The sequence below is a fragment of the Gordonia sp. YC-XJ4 genome (assembly GCF_059511865.1).
Genome location: NZ_CM183447.1, coordinates 5,411,902 through 5,429,318, shown reverse-complemented (window position 1 = coordinate 5,429,318; position 17,417 = coordinate 5,411,902). Strand labels below are relative to the sequence as shown.

Below are 17,417 nucleotides of genomic sequence, written 5' to 3'. Positions count from 1 at the left end.
GCTATGGTCTTTGTGACTCAGCTCATAGTCAAGCCCTGAAGGTTTCCGCAGCGCAGGGACGGTCTGTGGACTGTTTTGAATCAAAGTTATATTTCAATCAGGAGGACAGAGTCATGGCGTTCGCAGACGCGGCAGAGGTCAGGAAGTACATCGGCGGGATCTTTGAGACCGCATTCGACGATGCGGAGATCGGGCCGAAGCTCGTCGACAGCGGGCTGGTCTTCGCCTTCGACTTCACCGCGCCGGAGGCGGTGGTGGTCGTCGACGCGGTGAACAAGAAGGTCTATGACGGTTTTGAGGGAAGCCCTGAGCCACACGCCACCATGGCGATGCCCGCCGACACCGGGAACGCCTACTGGCAGGGCAAGGTGAATCTCCCGCTGGCCATGGCCAAGAAGAAGATCTCGGTCAGTGGCAACGTCGCGAGTCTGCTCAAGCTGGCTCCGCTCGGCAAGAAGCTGTTTCCGGTCTATATCGACAACCTCACGACCGACGGCCGCAAAGACCTTCTGGTCTGAGAGCGTCCACCCGAGGTCATCGATGGCGAAACGGTCGAGTTGCAACAAGGAGGAATCTGAATGTATCCCGGCACTCATGCTGCGGTGAATCCCGACAAGCCGGCGATCATCATGGCGGGTAGTGGACACACCGTCACCTACGGCGAGCTGGAACAACGGTCGGCGGCACTCGCGGCAGCACTGCGCGACAATGGACTTGGCAAGGGCGACGTCATCGCCGTGCTCTCGGAGAACACCGCCGAGGTACTCGAGCTGTACTGGGCAGCGATCAGGTCGGGGCTCTACATCACCGCGGTGAATCGGCACCTCGCACCCGGCGAGGTTGCCTACATCATCAGCGACAGTGGTGCGAAAGTGCTGTTCGCATCGGCGAGGCTGGGTGAACTGGCGACCAAGGCCGTGGCCGAGGTCGGCGAGACGGATCTGGCGACGTTCGCCTTCGGTGGGCAGATCGACGGTTTCGGACGGTACGACGACCTGCTCGTCGCCGACGTGAACCCGTCGGCCGATCAGCCCAGAGGCTCGGAGATGCTGTATTCATCCGGAACGACCGGTCGCCCCAAGGGGATCAAGCCCACCTTGCTTCCCATCCAGGTTGACCAACCCGGCGACCCGATCACCGGCCTCGTTCAACACGTCTTCAAGGTCACCGACGCCGACGTGTACCTCTCGCCGGCCCCGATGTATCACGCTGCCCCCCTGAAGTGGTGCGGAGCGGTGCATGCGCTGGGTGGAACCGTGGTGGTGATGGAGAAGTTCGATGCGGAAAAGGCGTTGGCGACCATCGAGAAGTACCGGGTCACCATCACCCAGATGGTGCCGACGATGTTCGTTCGGATGCTACAACTGCCGGCGAGAACGCGTGACGCCTATGACATCTCGAGTATGCGGGTCGCCGTCCACGCCGCTGCACCGTGCCCGCCCGAGGTGAAGCAGTCGATGATCGACTGGTGGGGTCCCATCCTGGTCGAGTATTACAGCGCCACAGAGCAACACGGCACCACGATCATCACCACTCAGGAGTGGCTGACCAAGCGGGGCTCGGTGGGCAAGTCGGCGCTCGGCCCGGTGCACATCTGCGACGACGGCGGCAACGAGCTGGCGACCGGAGAAGTCGGCCAGGTGTATTTCGAACGGGATACGCGGCCGTTCACCTATCACAATGATCCCGAGAAGACCAGGGATGCGCAGCATCCGGAACACGAGAACTGGACCACCGTCGGCGATCTCGGATATGTCGACGAGGACGGGTATCTGTTCCTGACCGATCGCAAGGCGTTCATGATCATCTCCGGCGGCGTGAACATCTACCCGCAGGAGATCGAGAATGTCCTGACCCTGCACCCGAAGGTCTTCGACGTCGCAGTGATCGGCGTGCCCGACGCCGAGATGGGTCAACAGGTCAAGGCGGTGGTCGCACTGCGCGACGGCGAAGTTCCTTCTGACGATCTCGCCGCCGAGATCATCGAGTACACGCGAGAACGGATCGCACATTTCAAGGCTCCCCGATCGGTCGATTTCGTCGACGAGCTGCCGCGAACCGCCACCGGAAAATTGATCAAGCGGGATATCGAAAAGAACTACCTCGTGGAAAGTGGTGCGTGACATGACCAGTACTCTGCACAGCCCGGCTCGGCCCTATGACGAACTGAGCATCTCGGGTCTCGACTTCTGGGCTCAGACCGCCGAGGAACGAGAGAAGACGTTCGCCCTCTTGCGGGCGCAGCGCCCGATCAGTTGGCACGCACCGCTCGAGGGGGCCATCATGCCCCCGGAGAACGACGGCGTCTGGGTGGTTACTTCCCACGAACTCATCTCCGAGGTGAGTAAGCATCCGGAATTGTATTGTTCTGGGCAGGGTTTCCAGTTCGAGGAGATCCCCGACGACGTGTTGTCGGCTGCGGGTTCGTTCCTGGGTATGGACGACCCGCGGCATGCGGCTCTGCGCAAGCTGGTCAGCTCGGCGTTCACGCCCAAACAGGTCAAGAAGATTCACGAGCAGATCAAGAACCAGTCGCGAATCATCGTGGACCAGTTGATCGAGAAGGGCGAGGGCGACTTCGTCGACGTCGTGTCCAAGCGTCTACCCATGTGGACCATCTACGAAATGATGGGTCTGGAAGACCTCGACAAGCGTGAAGAGGCCGCTCATCATGCCGATGGCATGGTGTCGTGGGCCGACGAGGACGTCGCCGCCGGACGGGAACCGGGAGAGGTTCTCAACGAATCCCTGGTCGGGCTGCTGTCGATGGGATTCGAATTCGCCGAAGAGCGCCGCGCGCATCCGAAGGCCGACCTCATGACCGGGCTCGTGCAGGCCGAGGTCGACGGCGAAGCACTCACCGACGAGGAGATCGCCTCGTTCTTCGTGCTGTTGTCGGTGGCCGGCAACGACACCACACGCAACACGATCAGCCTCACCACCAAGGCCTTCCAGGACTTCCCCGGTCAGCGTACGTACTTGCTCGACGATTTCGCGGGACGCATCAAACCGGCGGTCGAGGAGTTCGTGCGGTGGGCCTCGCCGGTGATGACCTTCCGTCGCACGGCCACTGAAGACACGGTCCTCGGCGGTCAGGAGATCAAGGCGGGCGAGTGGGTGGCGATGGTGTACTCCTCCGGCAATCGCGACGAAGCGGTATTCGAGAACCCAAACCGGTTCGACATCGCGCGCTGGCCCAACCCGCACGTCGGATTCGGTGGCGGAGGACCACATTTCTGCATGGGCAGCTTCGTCGCGAAGATGCAGTTGACCGAGCTCTTCGATCAACTGTTGCACCGTGCGCCCACCTTGCGCGTCGGCGAGCCGGAGTACCTCACCGGCAACTTCGTCCGCGCGGTCAAGTCCATGCCCTACACCCTCTGACAGGAGTTCCTCTCATGACCGATCTCTCCAACAAACGATTCGTGGTCACCGGAGCGGCATCCGGAATCGGTGCCGCCACCGCCGAGCGACTTCTGGGTGCCGGCGCCGAAGTGCACAGTCTCGATCGCAACACCCCGACGGTCGCGGTCACCAGCCACACCGAGGTGGATCTCGCCAATCCCAACAGCATCGATGCCGCTCTCGAGAAGCTGGACGGCTCCTTCGACGGTCTGTTGAACGTCGCCGGTATCCCGGGAACCGCCCCGTCGGATCTGGTTCTCGCCGTGAATTCGCTCGCTGTTCGCCACCTGAGTGAGGCCTTCTTCGAACGCCTCAGCCCCGGTGGATCGGTGACCATCGTGAGCTCCACCGCCGGCTTCGGCTGGGCCGATCGTCTCGAGCAGATCCGAGATCTGTTGGCCACCGACACCTTCGAGGACGGCGTCGCCTGGTTCAAGGAACACCCCCAGCAGGGCAACACATACAACTTCTCGAAGGAGGTCACGACCGTCTACACCATGTCGATGGGATTGGCCTTCGCGGAGATGGGATTCCGCATCAATGCCGTGCTTCCCGGCCCCGTGGAGACACCGATCCTCGTCGACTTCGAGGAGTCGATGGGCAAGGACACCCTCGACGGCTTGCGAAATCTGTTGGGACGACACGCAGAACCGGGTGACATCGCCGACGTACTGGTGTTCCTGGCGTCCGACGACGCCCGATGGATCAACGGGCAGGCGATCGCCGTCGACGGCGGTGTGACAGGTGCCGTGCTCTCCGGCGTGGTTCCGGCGCCCGAGATCTGAGACGCGACATGGCCACTCCTCTCACCGCTCGACAGTCCACCGCATCCCCGGTTGCCGAACAGGTCGACGCCTTGCGTTCGACGTTCGCGTCCGGCACCACACGTCCCTATGCTTGGCGTATCCGGCAGCTCGAAAACATCGAGCGGTTGCTCGCCGAACGTGAGTCCGACATCGCCGCAGCGCTGGCCGCCGACCTCGGACGCAGCGCCGAGGAGGCATGGCTCGGCGACATCGCCTCCACGGCCGGAGAGGCGTCCTACGCACGCAAGCACCTCAAGAAGTGGATGAGGAAGCGGCGAGTGCGCTTGCCGCTCAACCAGTTGCCGGGGCGCGGATGGGTGCAGTACGAACCACTCGGCGTCGTTCTGGTGATCGGCCCGTGGAACTACCCGGTGTATCTCACCCTAGGTCCCTTGATCGCGGCAGTCGCGGCAGGCAACTGCGCGGTGCTCAAGCCGTCGGAGCTGGCGCCGGCGACATCGGCTTTGCTGACTGCGCTGGTTCCCCAGTACCTCGACCCGTCCGCGGTGAGTGTCATCGAGGGTGACGCCGCGGTCACCCAGGAGCTGCTCTCACTCGGCTTCGACCACGCCGTCTTCACCGGTGGTACCGAGATCGGCAAGAAGATCATGGCCGCGGCGGCGCCCACTTTGACACCGGTAACCCTCGAACTCGGGGGGAAGAGTCCGGTGATCGTGGCCGAGGACGCCGATCTGGACGTCGCGGCACGACGCATCGCATGGGTGAAACTGCTCAACTCCGGGCAGACCTGTATCGCACCGGACTACGTTCTTGCGCATCGGTCGATCGCTGAGCAACTGATCGTGAAAATCACCGCAACGATTGCCGAATTCCGCTCGGACGCATCGGATGACACTCTGCCGATCGTCAACGAGCGACAGCATGCGCGTCTGACCGGCTATCTCTCGCAGACCAGCGGTCGGGTCCTCGGCGGTGCCGCTGACGAATCCCGACGCCGACTCCAACCCACGGTGGTCGTCGATCCCGATCCGCAAGAACCACTGATGACCGACGAGATCTTCGGACCGATCCTGCCCGTTCTGACCGTCGACTCCATCGATGCCGCAGTCGAATTCGTGAACGCCAGGCCCAAACCGCTGGCGATGTACGCGTTCACGTCGTCGAAGCGGACTGCGTCACACCTGACGGAGTCGATCTCCTCCGGCGGTGCGGTCATCAATCACATCGCCATGCACTGTCTGGTGCCGGCATTGCCGTTCGGTGGGGTCGGTGACTCGGGAATCGGTGACTATCACGGTAGTTGGGGATTCGAGCGACTGAGCCACCGCAAGGCGGTGCTCTCGAAGTCGGCCAAACCCGATCCGCGCCTGGTCTATCCGCCCTACTCGGCGCGTGACCTCAAGCTCATGCGCAAGCTGTTCTGATCCCAGCGCCGGCCGCTCAGACGCCGTCCACTCAGCCTGCGTCCAAGGAGGAATCAATGAAAGTACATCTCGACCGAACCAAATGCACCGGCCTAGGAATCTGTGAGTCGTTGGCACCCGAATTCTTCGAAATCGGTGATGACGGAACGCTGTTGATACTCAAGGAGGAGATCTCCGATGACGAGCTACAGGAAGTCGAGGAAGCCGTGGCCGGCTGCCCCACCGAAGCCCTCCGGATTGACAAGGACTGAGAGATGCTGAGTCTTGATGGGCGCGTCGTCGCAATCACCGGGGCCGGCGGCGGCCTGGGCCGGGAATATGCGCTGACCGCGGCAGCGCAGGGTGCTCGCGTGGTGGTCAACGACCTCGGTGGCGCGCGGGACGGATCCGGCTCCGGTTCGTCGATGGCGGATACCGTGGTCGAGGAGATCCGCTCCCGCGGCGGGACGGCGGTTGCCAACTACGACAACATCGCCACCCATGAGGGTGGCCTCGCCTTGATCGGTACCGCTCTCGATTCCTTCGGCAGCATCGACGGCGTCGTCCACAACGCCGGCATTCTTCGCGACAGCAGCTTCGCGAAGATGACGGAGGAGAACTGGGATGCGGTACTCAAGGTGCACCTGTACGGCGGCTTTCACGTGATCAGTGCGGCGTGGCCGCACTTCCGGAGTCAGAAGCACGGCCGGATCGTGGTCGCGACGTCGACGAGCGGGCTGTACGGGAATTTCGGGCAGGCCAATTACGGAGCAGCCAAAGCCGGGCTGTTCGGTCTCGTCAACACCCTCTCGATCGAGGGTGCCAAGTCTGGCATCACCGCGAATGCCGTTGCACCGCTGGCCGCGACCCGCATGACGGCCGACGTCGCACCTGCCGAGGTGCTCGACAAGCTCCCGCCTGCGCACGTGGCGCCGGTGGTGGTGCACCTGCTCGGAGATGCGTGCACCGACTCCGGAGAGGTGTTCGTCGTCGGGGGAGGTCTGGTCCAACGAGTGGAACTCTTTGCGAACAAGGGAGTCACCTTCGCCGAACCCCCGACCGTCGACGAGGTCGCCGCGAGGTGGGACGAGATCACCGACATGAACGAAGCCGTCCCGGGAACCAATCCGCTCGGGTGAGGTATGCCCGCCAATCGAAAAGGAAGATCAGTGACAACAGCAGTGAAGAACACGGCCGACGTCATCGTCGTCGGCGCCGGGCACAACGGCATGGTGTCCGCGGCATACCTGGCTCAAGCAGGACTCGACGTGCTCGTGGTGGAGGCCTCACCGACAATCGGTGGCATGACCTCGACCAACCCCTTCGAGCCGGAGGCTCCGGGATACACCATCAACGAGGCATCGATGCAGGCGTCGCTATTCCGTACGACGACCATCGACAAGGACCTCGGTCTCTCGTCGAAATTCGGCCTACGGCAGACCGTCATCGATCCCGCGCATGTCCAACTCAATTACGACGGAACATCATTGGCGTTGTGGCGTGATCCCCGCCGTACCGCCGATGAGTTGCGGTACTTTTCTCCGTCGGACGCCGAGGCGCTCATTGACCTCTATCGCGTGATCGACGCGGCCGTTGAGATCGGGCTGCCGTTGATGCAGACCAGCCCGGTGACGCCCGACATCAAGAAGGTGTTGCAGGCGGCCAAGGGCATGGCGAAGAACCGCAAGGAACTCGCCGCGATCGGCCGATGGATGGCGTCCTCGCAGGTCGAGGCCATAGAGGACAGCTTCGAAAGCGACGCCATCCGGGCGCCGTTGACCATCGCCCTGCCGTTCATGCCGTTCGACGCCGATCTCTCGGGATGGTCACTGATCTACCTCGGGGTTCTCAGCAAATACGGGGTCTCGATGTTCCACGGCGGAACCGGCGCATTCCCGGCGGCACTGGCCAAGAGCGTGAAGTCCCACGGAGGCCGTATCCGCACCAGCGCGCCGGTCGAGCAGCTACTCGTGCACAACGGAAAGGTGACCGGGGTGCGACTCCAGGGTGGTGAAGAACTCCTGGCACGACGTGCCGTCCTCACCGCGTGCAGCCCGAAGACGACGCTGACCCGGTTGCTGCCTGACGGTGTCCTGCCCCGGGTGCTCAAGAACAAGGCCGAGAAGATCCCGACCCGCAGGCGCGGTATCGCCGACTACAAGCTCAATGTCGCTCTGAGCGGCAAGATCTCGATGGAGAAGCACGAGAAGTGGCGCGGTGACGGGATCGATCTCCGACTCGGATGCAACTCATTCAACACCTATCAGGAGAGCCTCGATGCGGCCAAGGCGTGCGTGCGGGGCGACGTACCGGACCACATTCCCGGGCTCGGTCACGCGACAACGGCTTTCGACAAGGGCTTCGCCCCGGATGGCTGTGACATCTTCTGGTTCTGGACCGGACTGACCCCTACGGACCCGCGGATCGGCTGGGATGAGGCGAAGAAGCAGATCACCGAACGCGTCATCAACGATGCGTCCCACTACTATCAGGGAATCGAATCGCTGGAGGTGGCGCGCCGAGATCTCGCGCTCCCCGACATCGAGGAGAGGTTCTGGGCGATCGACGGCAGTGTGTATCACGTCGATCCGGTGATCTCGCGCTTCGGGCCGCTCAAGCCGGCAGACAAGTTCGCGGGGTATCGCACGCCGATTCCGGGGCTCTACCTCACGGGCGCAGGCACACACCCGGTGGCGGGAATCTCCGGTATGCCCGGCCAGAATGCCGCGCAAACGATGCTCAAGGACTTCCGTAAAGAAGACAACGGAAGCCTCGGTGACCGCGTGCGGTCGGCCGCGCTCCGCGAGAACACACTCGCTGCGCGTTATGAAAAGGCTTCTGTCGCAAGCGAGTAGGTAGACACGCAAGTGCCGAGACGGTGGTGTCCCCAGGTGGGCGCCGCCGTCTTGGTGTGTCCGCCAACGGGTCCGAGTGATGGTCGCGAAAGAGATGTCGTTGAACCGGGTTGACCATATGTGGACTTATGCTAAGGTCCCATGTGACCCGGGACACACAAAGGATCGATATCAACGAAATTTAATTGAAAGTCAATTAACCGGCCAGACGTCCACGAATGGCCGGCTCAGGGGAAGAGGTGAGGATGCAAGGCCTCAGCATGGGCGCGTCAGAAGCGGTGGCCCCGCCACCGGTGCTGACGGGTGCCGGTGACGTGGTGGCACGCGCCGGCAGAAGCATTGTTCGCTATGTCAAGACCGTACCGGCCAAGTCGTTGGCGACCATCGGCCGCGCGGCTCGGCTGGCGGTCGAAGTGGTGTGGTACGCGATCACCGGCGTGTTCCGTGCACGCATCCCGATGGTGGAAACACTCGAACAGGCGTGGTTCCTCCTCACCGTGACCGCCCTGCCCGCAGTACTCATCGCGCTGCCGTTCGGGACCGAGATCTCGATCCAGGTCGGCGCGGTGGTGAACCAGGTGGGCGCCAAGTCCCTGGCCGGTGCGGCCAGCGGAATCGGCGTGATCTCGCAGGGTGCTCCCATCGCCGCCGGACTCCTGATGGGCGGAGCTGCTGCCTCGGCAATCGCCGCCGACCTCGGCGCGCGTTCGATTCGGGAAGAGATCGACGCGATGCGGGTGATGGGCGTCGATCCGGTTCAGCGGCTTGTTCTTCCGCGCTTCCTGGCGATCCTCATCATCTCCCCGATTCTCTGCGTCATCATCGTCGCCTCGGCTGTGGCAGCGGGCTTCTCCCTGGCGATCACGATCAACGGGGTGATCCCGGGCAGCTTCTGGCAATCGTTCGGCGCCTTCGCGACACAGACCGACTTCTTCTTCGCGATCATCAAGACGATGCTCTTCGGGATGGAGGTCGTCATCATTGCCAGTCTCCGCGGGCTCGAGGCGAAAGGCGGGCCGCGCGGCGTCGCCGACGGTGTGAACGCCTCGGTGGTCCTGGGGTTCGTCGCGGTGTTCATCACCAACCTGATGACCACCCAGATCCAGTCCATGTTCTTTCCGAGTCAGGTCGGGTGAGGCGAGGTGACCGCTCCGAGTTCGTATTCGACTCAGCGCCTGCTCGCCCGCGGTGGACGCCTGCTGAGCACGAGCGTCTTCAACGTCGGTGAGGGAATCGGTCGGTGGACCCTGTTCACCGTACAGACGATCATCTCGATCCCGTTCACCCTCAAGCACTATCGCAAGCAAACCGTCCGCACCATGAACAGCATGGCCTGGGGACGCGGATCGATCATCGTCGACGGCGGGGTCATCTCCCTGCTCGTCGTCCTGGGTGTGGCCATCGGGATCGCCGTTGCCATCGAGGCCTACAACACCCTGAACCTCATCGGCTTCGGACCGTTGACCGGCGTGATCGGCGCCTTCCTCAACATCCGCGAGATGGGCCCGATCATGACCGGTATCGGTTTTGCCGCCCAGGTGGGGTGCCGCATGACCGCCGAGATCGGGTCGATGCGTATTGCCGAGGAGATCGACGCCACCGAGACACTCGGCATCCGGTCGATCCCCTTCGTCGTCGGCACCCGTCTGATCGGCGGCATGCTCTGCGTGATCCCGGGATACCTGCTCAGCCTTGCCATCGGATTCCTCACCGCGGGAACGTTCGTCAAGGTGGTCCAGGGCGCGCCGGCTGGAACCTACGACCACTACTTCAGCCAGTTCCTCGATCCGGTCGAGGTGTTCTACTCACTGGTCAAAGCCGTGACGTTCTGTGCGGTGGTGACGATCATCCACTGCTACTACGGATTCTTCGCCTCCGGTGGACCGGAAGGGGTCGGGCGTGCGTCCGGGCGAGCGATCCGAGCCAGCCTGGTGTTGATCATCGTGATGAATCTGTTGATGACGATCGTGCTGTGGGGTCTTCATCCCGACCTGGTGTTCAAGGGGTGATGATCGATGGTCTCAGGATTTCTCATCGGCTCCGAGCAACATCGGAAGCACGTGCTTCGCAAGACGGGTCTGTTCGTGGTCATCGCCGTGGTGATTGTCGGGGTGATTTTCGGATACATCGTGCCTGCCCTGACCCCGCGTGACCACAGCCTCATGAGTGTCACGATCGATGCTCCTGCGGTGGGCCCGGGCGTCGAGGACGGCACCGAGGTCGTGCTCCGGGGCGCCCCGATCGGCAAGGTCACCGGGTTGCACGTGAACAGCGACGGAACATCGTCGATCACAGTGGATCTCGAGCGCTCGCTCGCACAGGGTATGGGCCAGGACTTCGTCGTTGACTTCCGGCCGAAGAATTACTTCGGCATCACGGGTATCAGTGTGGTGAATCCCGGTGACCCGGCCGCCGGTGAACTGACCGACGGCGACCATGTCACCCGACGCGATATCGGCGACTACACGATGTCGACGATGATCGAGCAGGGATCCGACGTCGCCAACGGAACCCTGATGCCCGACACCATGAATGCGATCAAGAGGGTATTGGTCTACACCGCTGCGTTCCAACCGCTGATCCACACGGGGGTCGTGTTCGCCGACGTGGTCGCCCGTACCCAGCAACAGACCCCGGCATATCTCCTCGACCGCTACAACGACATCGTCACTGCGCTACCACCTTTCGCCGACGGTGCCTTGTCAGCGATCGACAGCTTCTACAACAGTGCGCTGCGTCCGGCAGGCGACGAGGTACAGAACAACTTCACCATCACCCTCAAGGCCATCTCCGACAACTTCTTCTCGATGGTCGGTCGGCTGTTGAAGTCCAACCAGGGCAACCTCACCCCGCTGGTCGACACGATCACCTCGGCGGCGAGTGTGCTCCCGGCAGTGGGCGAGGGCGTGGTCACTCCGGTCACGGTCAGCGACCTGGTCTCCCGGCTCGACGGTGCCTTCACCCAGGGCGCAGACGGGCAGCAGGTGCTCAAGATCAAGCTCGCGTTGCAGAGCCTGCCCGCCATGGCCGGCCCGATCGCTGGCCTGCCGACAGGAGGGCGTTGAGCGATGAGACATCGACTGATGAGCGCCTCCCGAATCATCAAGCCGCTCTGGAAATTGGTTGCGGCGGCAGCGGTGGCACTGGTCCTGTTCGTCGTGATCATCAACGGGATCAAGAGTCCCGTCGACACACCGACGAGTGCGTACACCGCCGAGTTCACCGACGCCTCCGGCTTGCGCCCCAACGCCGATGTACGCATCCGGGGTGTCAAGGTGGGCAAGGTGACGGCGATCGACTTGTCACAGAACAGCGACAACGTCGCGGTGGCCACGGTGAGCTTCACCCTGGCCGCTGACCATCACCTGACCGACAAGTCCAAGGCCGCGGTCAAGTACGCCAACCTTTCCGGCGTGCGTTATCTCGACGTTTCCGGCGCCGACGACTCCGGCGCGCAGGTGCGAGACCTGGGGGTGGACAACACCATTCCCTCATTCGACATCACCGAGTTGTTCAACGGGTTGCAGCCGGTATTGCAGACCCTGAGTCCCCAGGAGATCAACGAATTCTCCAACAACGCGGTCACGTTGATGCAGGGAGATGGCAGTGGGTTGGGCCCGATGCTCGAAAGCATCAACACCCTGAGCCGCTACACGGCGGATCGCAGCAAGATCATCTCCACGCTCGTGACCAATATGTCGCGGATCTCGGAGACGCTCGGTGGAAAATCACCCCAGATCATCGAATTCCTCCACGACATCGAGCGGCCGGTGGATTCCACCTTGACGGTCCTCGACGAGTTCCGGAAGGCCAGTCTGTACGGACCGGCGTTCACTGGCACGGTGAACTCGATCTTGTCCGGGCTGGGAATAGAGCCGACCACCAACATCGACGGTGAACTGTCCAAGGCCTTTCCGACGGTGGACAGTTTGTGGAAGTCCCTACAGATGCTGCCCACGGTCTTCGAGGGCCTTCAGGTGCCCGCCTCGAGCCCGACCAACACCTGTTCGCACGGCGAGTTGCCGCTGCCTGCCCTCGGCAAGGTCCTGATCAACGGAAGTGGGGTGATCGTATGTCGCAGCTGAGGAGATTCCGCGAACGACTGGCCGAGAACGACCTGCTGGCAGGCTTGATCGCGGTGCTGGTGATCGCGGCGGTCGTGGCCGGTGTGGCGTACTACTACCTGTCGCCTCCCGGACGACAAGAGATCAGCTTCACGACCCGCGATGCGTCGTCGGTCGCCGGCGGCGAAGACGTTCGTGTCGCGGGAGTGTCGGTGGGCAAGGTCGAACGAGTCTCACTCGGCGACAAGAACGTCCAGGTCACCCTCGACGTCGACAGCAAGGTGCACATCGGAGACGCCACACGGGTCAAGGTGCAGTTGCTGACCGCAGTCGGAGGCTACTTCGTCAGTCTGATCCCCGGCGGAAAGGTGACCGACGACTCCAGCACCATCGCGGCCGATCGGGTCTCGGTGCCGTACACCATCGCCGACACCCTCCAGGAACTGCCACGCATCACCGACAACGTGAACGGAAAGCCGATCGATCAGTCCCTGCAACAGGTGGCGGACGGGCTGAGTCAGGCCAACCCGTCGATTCGCAACGCGATCGACGGACTTCAGACCTTGTCGACCGTCATGGACGATCAGAAGGTCCAGGTGAGGTCCATCCTGGACATGGCGAACGAATACCTCACGACCTTCGACAACAGTCGCGACTTCGTCTTCGAGCTCGTGCGGAAGGTGAATATCGCTCTGTCGCAGTACTACACCTATCGAGCCGGGTTCTCCCAGGCGTACAAAGGGCTTGGTGGCGTACTCGAACGTGTCGGCGTGCTGGCGCAGTTCTACCTCAATCACACCGACCAGGTGTATCCGGCGGTCGTGGCCGCCCGTGACACGCTGAGGCGCCTCAACGACACCACCTCCGGGTTCATCAATCAATTGGTACCGCTGCGTGATGAGTTGATGCGGCTGATCGGGCCTGCAAATGCGGCCGACCAGAATGCCGGGTTCGTCCTCGACGCCACATCGATGTGTCTACCGGTTCCGGGAAGGGCATGCTGATGAAGCGAAAAGTGTTGTGGTCATTGATCGTTCTGCTATGTGTTGCACTGGTGATCGTCGGTGGCGTGACGATCGGCCGCGGTGACGCCAAGAGCTCCACAGCTCAGTCGGGGTATTGTGCGATCCTCCCCGACACAATCGGACTTTATGCCGGGAATCCCGTGACGACGATGGGCTATCCCATCGGCAAGATCACCTCGATCACACCGTCGGACAGTGGGGTGCGCGTGGAATTCTCGCTCGACGGGTCCCATTCGGTTCCCGCGGACGCCAAGGCGGTCACCCGGTCGAAGTCGATCCTCGCCGATCGATCCCTTGAACTGATCGGGGACGGCAACGGACCCGCTCTGTCGCCGGGACAATGCATTTCGATCTCGAACGCCTACACGCCGAAGAGTATCTCGCAGATCACCGGTTCGGCGGCCGACCTGATCGACCAGATCGCCCCGAACGGGAACACCCGCGCCGTCGAGGGATCGATCGATCAGATGTCCACTGCGGTCGCCGGCACCGGACCCGACGTCGCATCGTTTATGACGACGGCTGCGGCCGCGGTGCAGTCCCCGGAACGGATGATCTCCGATATCGGCTCCATCATCACCTCCACCGCACCACTCACCGGTGATGCGTTGGCGCGGTGGTCGGACGTCGCCTCCATCATCAACAAGTTGCCGGCGGCGACCGACACCGGTGCACGAGTGCTGTGGCCCGGCGCGGTCCACATGATTTACGGGATGACGCCGGTGCTGCAAGCCATCTATGACTTCGTCCCGAAGTACGGCCCGGAGTTCTTCGCACTCCTCGACTTCCTGCCCGGTCCGATCCACATCGCGGCAACCAGTGTCGGCAGCATCCAGAAGGCGTTGACCGCGCTGCCGGTCCTCGCCTCAACCGCGACACTCGTCTCCCGACGTGACCAGGGCGCCGGAGTGCAGGTGGCCGCGCCGTGGGTGCGAGTCCGCAGCGCGGACGCAAACCTGCTCTGCCGCAACCTCAACGCTCAACAGAAAGGCAGCTGCGTGGTCGACGACGGCCAGGCTCGTACCGCCCGCATCGGGGCACTCGATCTCCTCATGGGGGTGGCGCGATGATCGCGAATCCGCGCACGGCGCGAACTGTTGGTCGGGTCACGTTACCGGCGGTGCTCGTGGTGTTCATGATGGTGGTGGCCGGGTGCTCGTTGAACCCGGGTGACATGGCGTCGGCGGTGCGGTCGGCCGGATCGGGAACGCCGATCACCGTCCAATTCGACAACGCACTGAACCTCCCGGAAGGAGCCGACGTCACACTGAACGGTTTGCGAGTCGGATCGGTGACCACCGTTGCACTCAAGGGTGATCACGTCGACGTGGGGGCGCGGGTGCAGAGCGACTCGCACGTCAGTGCCGACGCCACCGCGTCGATCCGCCAGAACACGGTCCTCGGCGATCCGTATCTCGCGATCGAATCCCAAGACAGCGGACAACAAACGCTCGCCGCCGGCGACGTGATCCCGTTGTCCCGCACCACATCACCGCCACCGCTCGAGGACACGTTGGCCGTGCTCTCGAACTTCGTGAACGGCGGGAGCATCCAGAACATGCAGGACGTCATCCGCTCGGTCAACAGTGCACTGCCTCAACACGCCCAAACCCAGCGGGTCGCCGACATCGCTGCGCGAGACTTCCGGAGCCTGGCCACCGACACGGGGCGGATCGACACGATGCTGGACGGTCTCAACACCACGAGCGAGGCTGTGATCCCGCACCTCCCGCTGTTGACCGAGGAGCTTTCGGCGCCGGGGATGCACTATTGGAGCCAACTCTCGGCGCTCTTCTCCGGGATCGGCATCGTGCTTCCCAGTATCGGTAGCGTGTTCGCCGGCGGGTTCTGGCTGATGCCCTTGCTGACGTCGGTGGACGGATCGATCCACACCGTTCGCGATGGGATCGACGCTGTCGGCCAGAATGATCAGGCAATCCGTTCGTTCCTGTCCGACCATCTCTTCCCGTTTCTGCAGAAACCCAGTCTGAACATCGTCTCGGCCACCTCGCCGCAGGGCGAGGAGATGATCGGCGACATGACGCGGCTGCTGCGCATGATGGGAGCGATCCGATGATCCGACGATTCACTGCAGCCGGCGCCCGAACCATGGCGTCGATAGTGGCGCTGCTCGCACTGGTGGCTGCCTCACTCATCTACCTGGGTTCGGTGGGTCTTAGCGTGACCGACAATTACGGCGTCCGTACCGCGTCGATGACCGTTCCGGAGACGAACGGTCTCGTCGTGGGATCGAGAGTGCTGTTCCGGGGGGTCGCGATCGGAAAGATCACCGCCGTACAGCCCTCGGTGTCGGGTGTCACAGTCGACTGGAATTACAAGGACCAGTACGAGATTCCGGTCAATTCCACTTATCGGGTGGACAATCTGTCGGCCCTGGGGGAGACGTACCTCGGTATCACTCCCAACGTCAGCAGCGGCCCGACTCTCGGCGATGGTGTGACGCTCACGGCGACGAAGGTCGAGGTGCCGACGACCATCGATGAACTCTCCGCACGATTCACCCGTCTACTCGAGCAGGTGAACGCCAAGAAGGTGCGAGGCATCATCGGCGAGATCAACACTGGGTTGGTTGCAGATCAGCAGGTCCTGAACAACATCGCGAACGCCAGTGCACTGCTGGAGACGACGATCCTGACCACTCGCGGCTCACTCACCGACCTGCTCAACAGATTCCAGCCACTCCTGCAACGCGGGTCGGAGGTGAGCGATTCGATGGCCGCCTCGGGTGATCCGGTCGCACGGTTCGCCGATGGTCTCGCGCTGTTCCTCACCGAGGGCGGCAAGAAGGCCGGCAGCGGAAGTCCGGACGGGAAAGACGGTTTCATCGTCTCGACGCACTCGCCGGACTCATTGAACAACCAAGCAAAGCCGTTGCTGGAAAGCGTGCAGCGATTCCTCGACCGGAGCGGTCCGGACCTGAAAGTGCTCGGTGATGCGGCCTTCCCGGCAGTGAGTTCGGCGTCGGCGACCTTGCGGACCGCCGACCTGAGCAATCTCATGCGCACGGCGCTGGCGACCGCGGGAACCGGAGACGGCCTCGTGGTCCGGGTCGGTGGTCGGTGACATCCAACCTCGCGACGATCGGACCGGCATAACATTTGTGAGACAAGGAGACTCGACATGAGCACCAAGATCATCGACACCGATACGCATCCCGAAACCCGAGAAGTGCCCGACGATACGCGTGATACCGCTTCCGCCACCGAGGACGCCTCCGCCGCGACACCGGAGGAATCCAACGACGACACTGCCGAGACGGATACCAACGAAGGAACAACACCACCCGCGCAACGGAGCACGAAAGGTCGGGCCCCGGTTGGGAACCGCGTCCTGCGGGGTCGGTGGGCGCTCGTTGTGTCGGCCGTCGCGGTGGTCGTCGTGGCGCTGGCAATCACGACCGGCATCTTCGCCTACCTGTATCACGACAAGAGCAACCAGTTCGATGCCGTGCAGTCGTCGGCGGCAGACACCGCACACGCCGAGAAGATCGCGCTCGACTACGCCACTGGCGCTGCACAAATGGGATATCAGGATCTTGATGCCTGGAACAAGCGTCTCACTGCGGGTACGTCACCCGAGCTGGCCTCGAAGCTGACGAACGCCTCGACGGCGATGCAGCAGGTGATCGTTCCGCTGCAGTGGAATTCGACAGCCTCGCCCATTGCGGCCCAGCTGAAATCCCATGACGGCAACACCTACGTCGTCACGGCGTTCGTGAGCGTGATGACGAAGAATGCGCAGGCTCCTGACGGCGTGCAGTCCACGGCGAGTTACACCGTCACGATGGACAGCTCGAAGAATTGGCTGATCACCGACGTCGGTGGTCTGGACGGCGCGGTCGCGCCCAAGTAATCACGGGATCAGTGAGAGGACACAC

Annotated in this window: 17 protein-coding genes; all 17 read left to right on the top strand. The window is 62.8% G+C overall.

Translation table 11 applies throughout. The annotated features are described in order from the left end of the window. Positions 1-113: 113 nt before the first annotated feature. The 17 genes from AC5ZH6_RS24220 to AC5ZH6_RS24140 all read left to right on the top strand — a co-directional run bounded on the left by AC5ZH6_RS24220 (position 114) and on the right by AC5ZH6_RS24140 (position 17,392). Entirely contained in the window at positions 114-518 is a 405-nt protein-coding gene (locus AC5ZH6_RS24220; RefSeq protein WP_094601224.1) for an SCP2 sterol-binding domain-containing protein, read from the top strand. A 60-nt stretch (positions 519-578) separates the two neighbouring features. Continuing rightward, positions 579-2,123, top strand: a complete 1,545-nt coding sequence (locus AC5ZH6_RS24215; protein WP_288336914.1) for an acyl-CoA synthetase — start codon at positions 579-581, stop codon at positions 2,121-2,123. Between the two features lies 1 nt (position 2,124). After that, on the top strand, positions 2,125-3,384 hold the full coding sequence (locus AC5ZH6_RS24210) for a cytochrome P450 (protein ID WP_288336913.1): 1,260 nt from the start codon (positions 2,125-2,127) through the stop codon (positions 3,382-3,384). A gap of 14 nt (positions 3,385-3,398) precedes the next feature. Next, on the top strand, positions 3,399-4,190 hold the full coding sequence (locus AC5ZH6_RS24205; protein WP_288336912.1) for a coniferyl-alcohol dehydrogenase: 792 nt from the start codon (positions 3,399-3,401) through the stop codon (positions 4,188-4,190). Positions 4,191-4,198: 8 nt separating this feature from the next. Further along, positions 4,199-5,596: an aldehyde dehydrogenase family protein gene (locus AC5ZH6_RS24200; RefSeq protein WP_288336911.1), complete on the top strand. Its 1,398-nt coding sequence runs from the start codon at positions 4,199-4,201 to the stop codon at positions 5,594-5,596. A gap of 56 nt (positions 5,597-5,652) precedes the next feature. Continuing rightward, the gene (locus AC5ZH6_RS24195; protein ID WP_094601220.1) at positions 5,653-5,847 is read left to right on the top strand and encodes a ferredoxin; all 195 of its coding nucleotides are present in this window, start codon (positions 5,653-5,655) and stop codon (positions 5,845-5,847) included. Between the two features lie 3 nt (positions 5,848-5,850). After that, on the top strand, positions 5,851-6,714 hold the full coding sequence (locus tag AC5ZH6_RS24190) for an SDR family oxidoreductase (RefSeq protein ID WP_094601219.1): 864 nt from the start codon (positions 5,851-5,853) through the stop codon (positions 6,712-6,714). 3 nt (positions 6,715-6,717) lie between these two features. Continuing rightward, entirely contained in the window at positions 6,718-8,430 is a 1,713-nt protein-coding gene (locus AC5ZH6_RS24185; protein WP_496167920.1) for a phytoene desaturase family protein, read from the top strand. Positions 8,431-8,690: 260 nt separating this feature from the next. Then, positions 8,691-9,566 carry an MlaE family ABC transporter permease gene (locus tag AC5ZH6_RS24180; RefSeq protein WP_094602102.1) on the top strand — a complete coding sequence of 292 codons (876 nt, stop codon included), beginning with the start codon at positions 8,691-8,693 and terminating at the stop codon, positions 9,564-9,566. A 6-nt stretch (positions 9,567-9,572) separates the two neighbouring features. Then, a complete protein-coding gene (locus tag AC5ZH6_RS24175) occupies positions 9,573-10,439 on the top strand; it encodes an MlaE family ABC transporter permease (protein ID WP_496167919.1) in 867 nt (288 codons plus the stop codon). A gap of 6 nt (positions 10,440-10,445) precedes the next feature. Continuing rightward, positions 10,446-11,495: an MlaD family protein gene (locus AC5ZH6_RS24170; RefSeq protein WP_094601217.1), complete on the top strand. Its 1,050-nt coding sequence runs from the start codon at positions 10,446-10,448 to the stop codon at positions 11,493-11,495. An 18-nt stretch (positions 11,496-11,513) separates the two neighbouring features. Beyond that, positions 11,514-12,515, top strand: coding sequence for an MlaD family protein (locus AC5ZH6_RS24165; protein WP_165776312.1), 1,002 nt, complete (start codon positions 11,514-11,516; stop codon positions 12,513-12,515). Then, entirely contained in the window at positions 12,503-13,498 is a 996-nt protein-coding gene (locus AC5ZH6_RS24160; protein WP_094601215.1) for an MlaD family protein, read from the top strand. The genes AC5ZH6_RS24165 and AC5ZH6_RS24160 overlap by 13 nt, the downstream gene beginning before the upstream one ends. After that, positions 13,498-14,589 (top strand): MlaD family protein, encoded by a 1,092-nt coding sequence (locus AC5ZH6_RS24155; protein WP_165776311.1) that lies wholly within the window; start codon positions 13,498-13,500, stop codon positions 14,587-14,589. Before AC5ZH6_RS24160 ends, AC5ZH6_RS24155 begins: the two co-directional genes overlap by 1 nt. Further along, positions 14,586-15,596 (top strand): MlaD family protein, encoded by a 1,011-nt coding sequence (locus AC5ZH6_RS24150; RefSeq protein WP_288337978.1) that lies wholly within the window; start codon positions 14,586-14,588, stop codon positions 15,594-15,596. The genes AC5ZH6_RS24155 and AC5ZH6_RS24150 overlap by 4 nt, the downstream gene beginning before the upstream one ends. After that, entirely contained in the window at positions 15,593-16,603 is a 1,011-nt protein-coding gene (locus AC5ZH6_RS24145) for an MlaD family protein (RefSeq protein ID WP_265077044.1), read from the top strand. The genes AC5ZH6_RS24150 and AC5ZH6_RS24145 overlap by 4 nt, the downstream gene beginning before the upstream one ends. Positions 16,604-16,660: 57 nt before the next feature. After that, positions 16,661-17,392, top strand: coding sequence for a hypothetical protein (locus tag AC5ZH6_RS24140; protein WP_240524018.1), 732 nt, complete (start codon positions 16,661-16,663; stop codon positions 17,390-17,392). Positions 17,393-17,417: the final 25 nt, after the last annotated feature.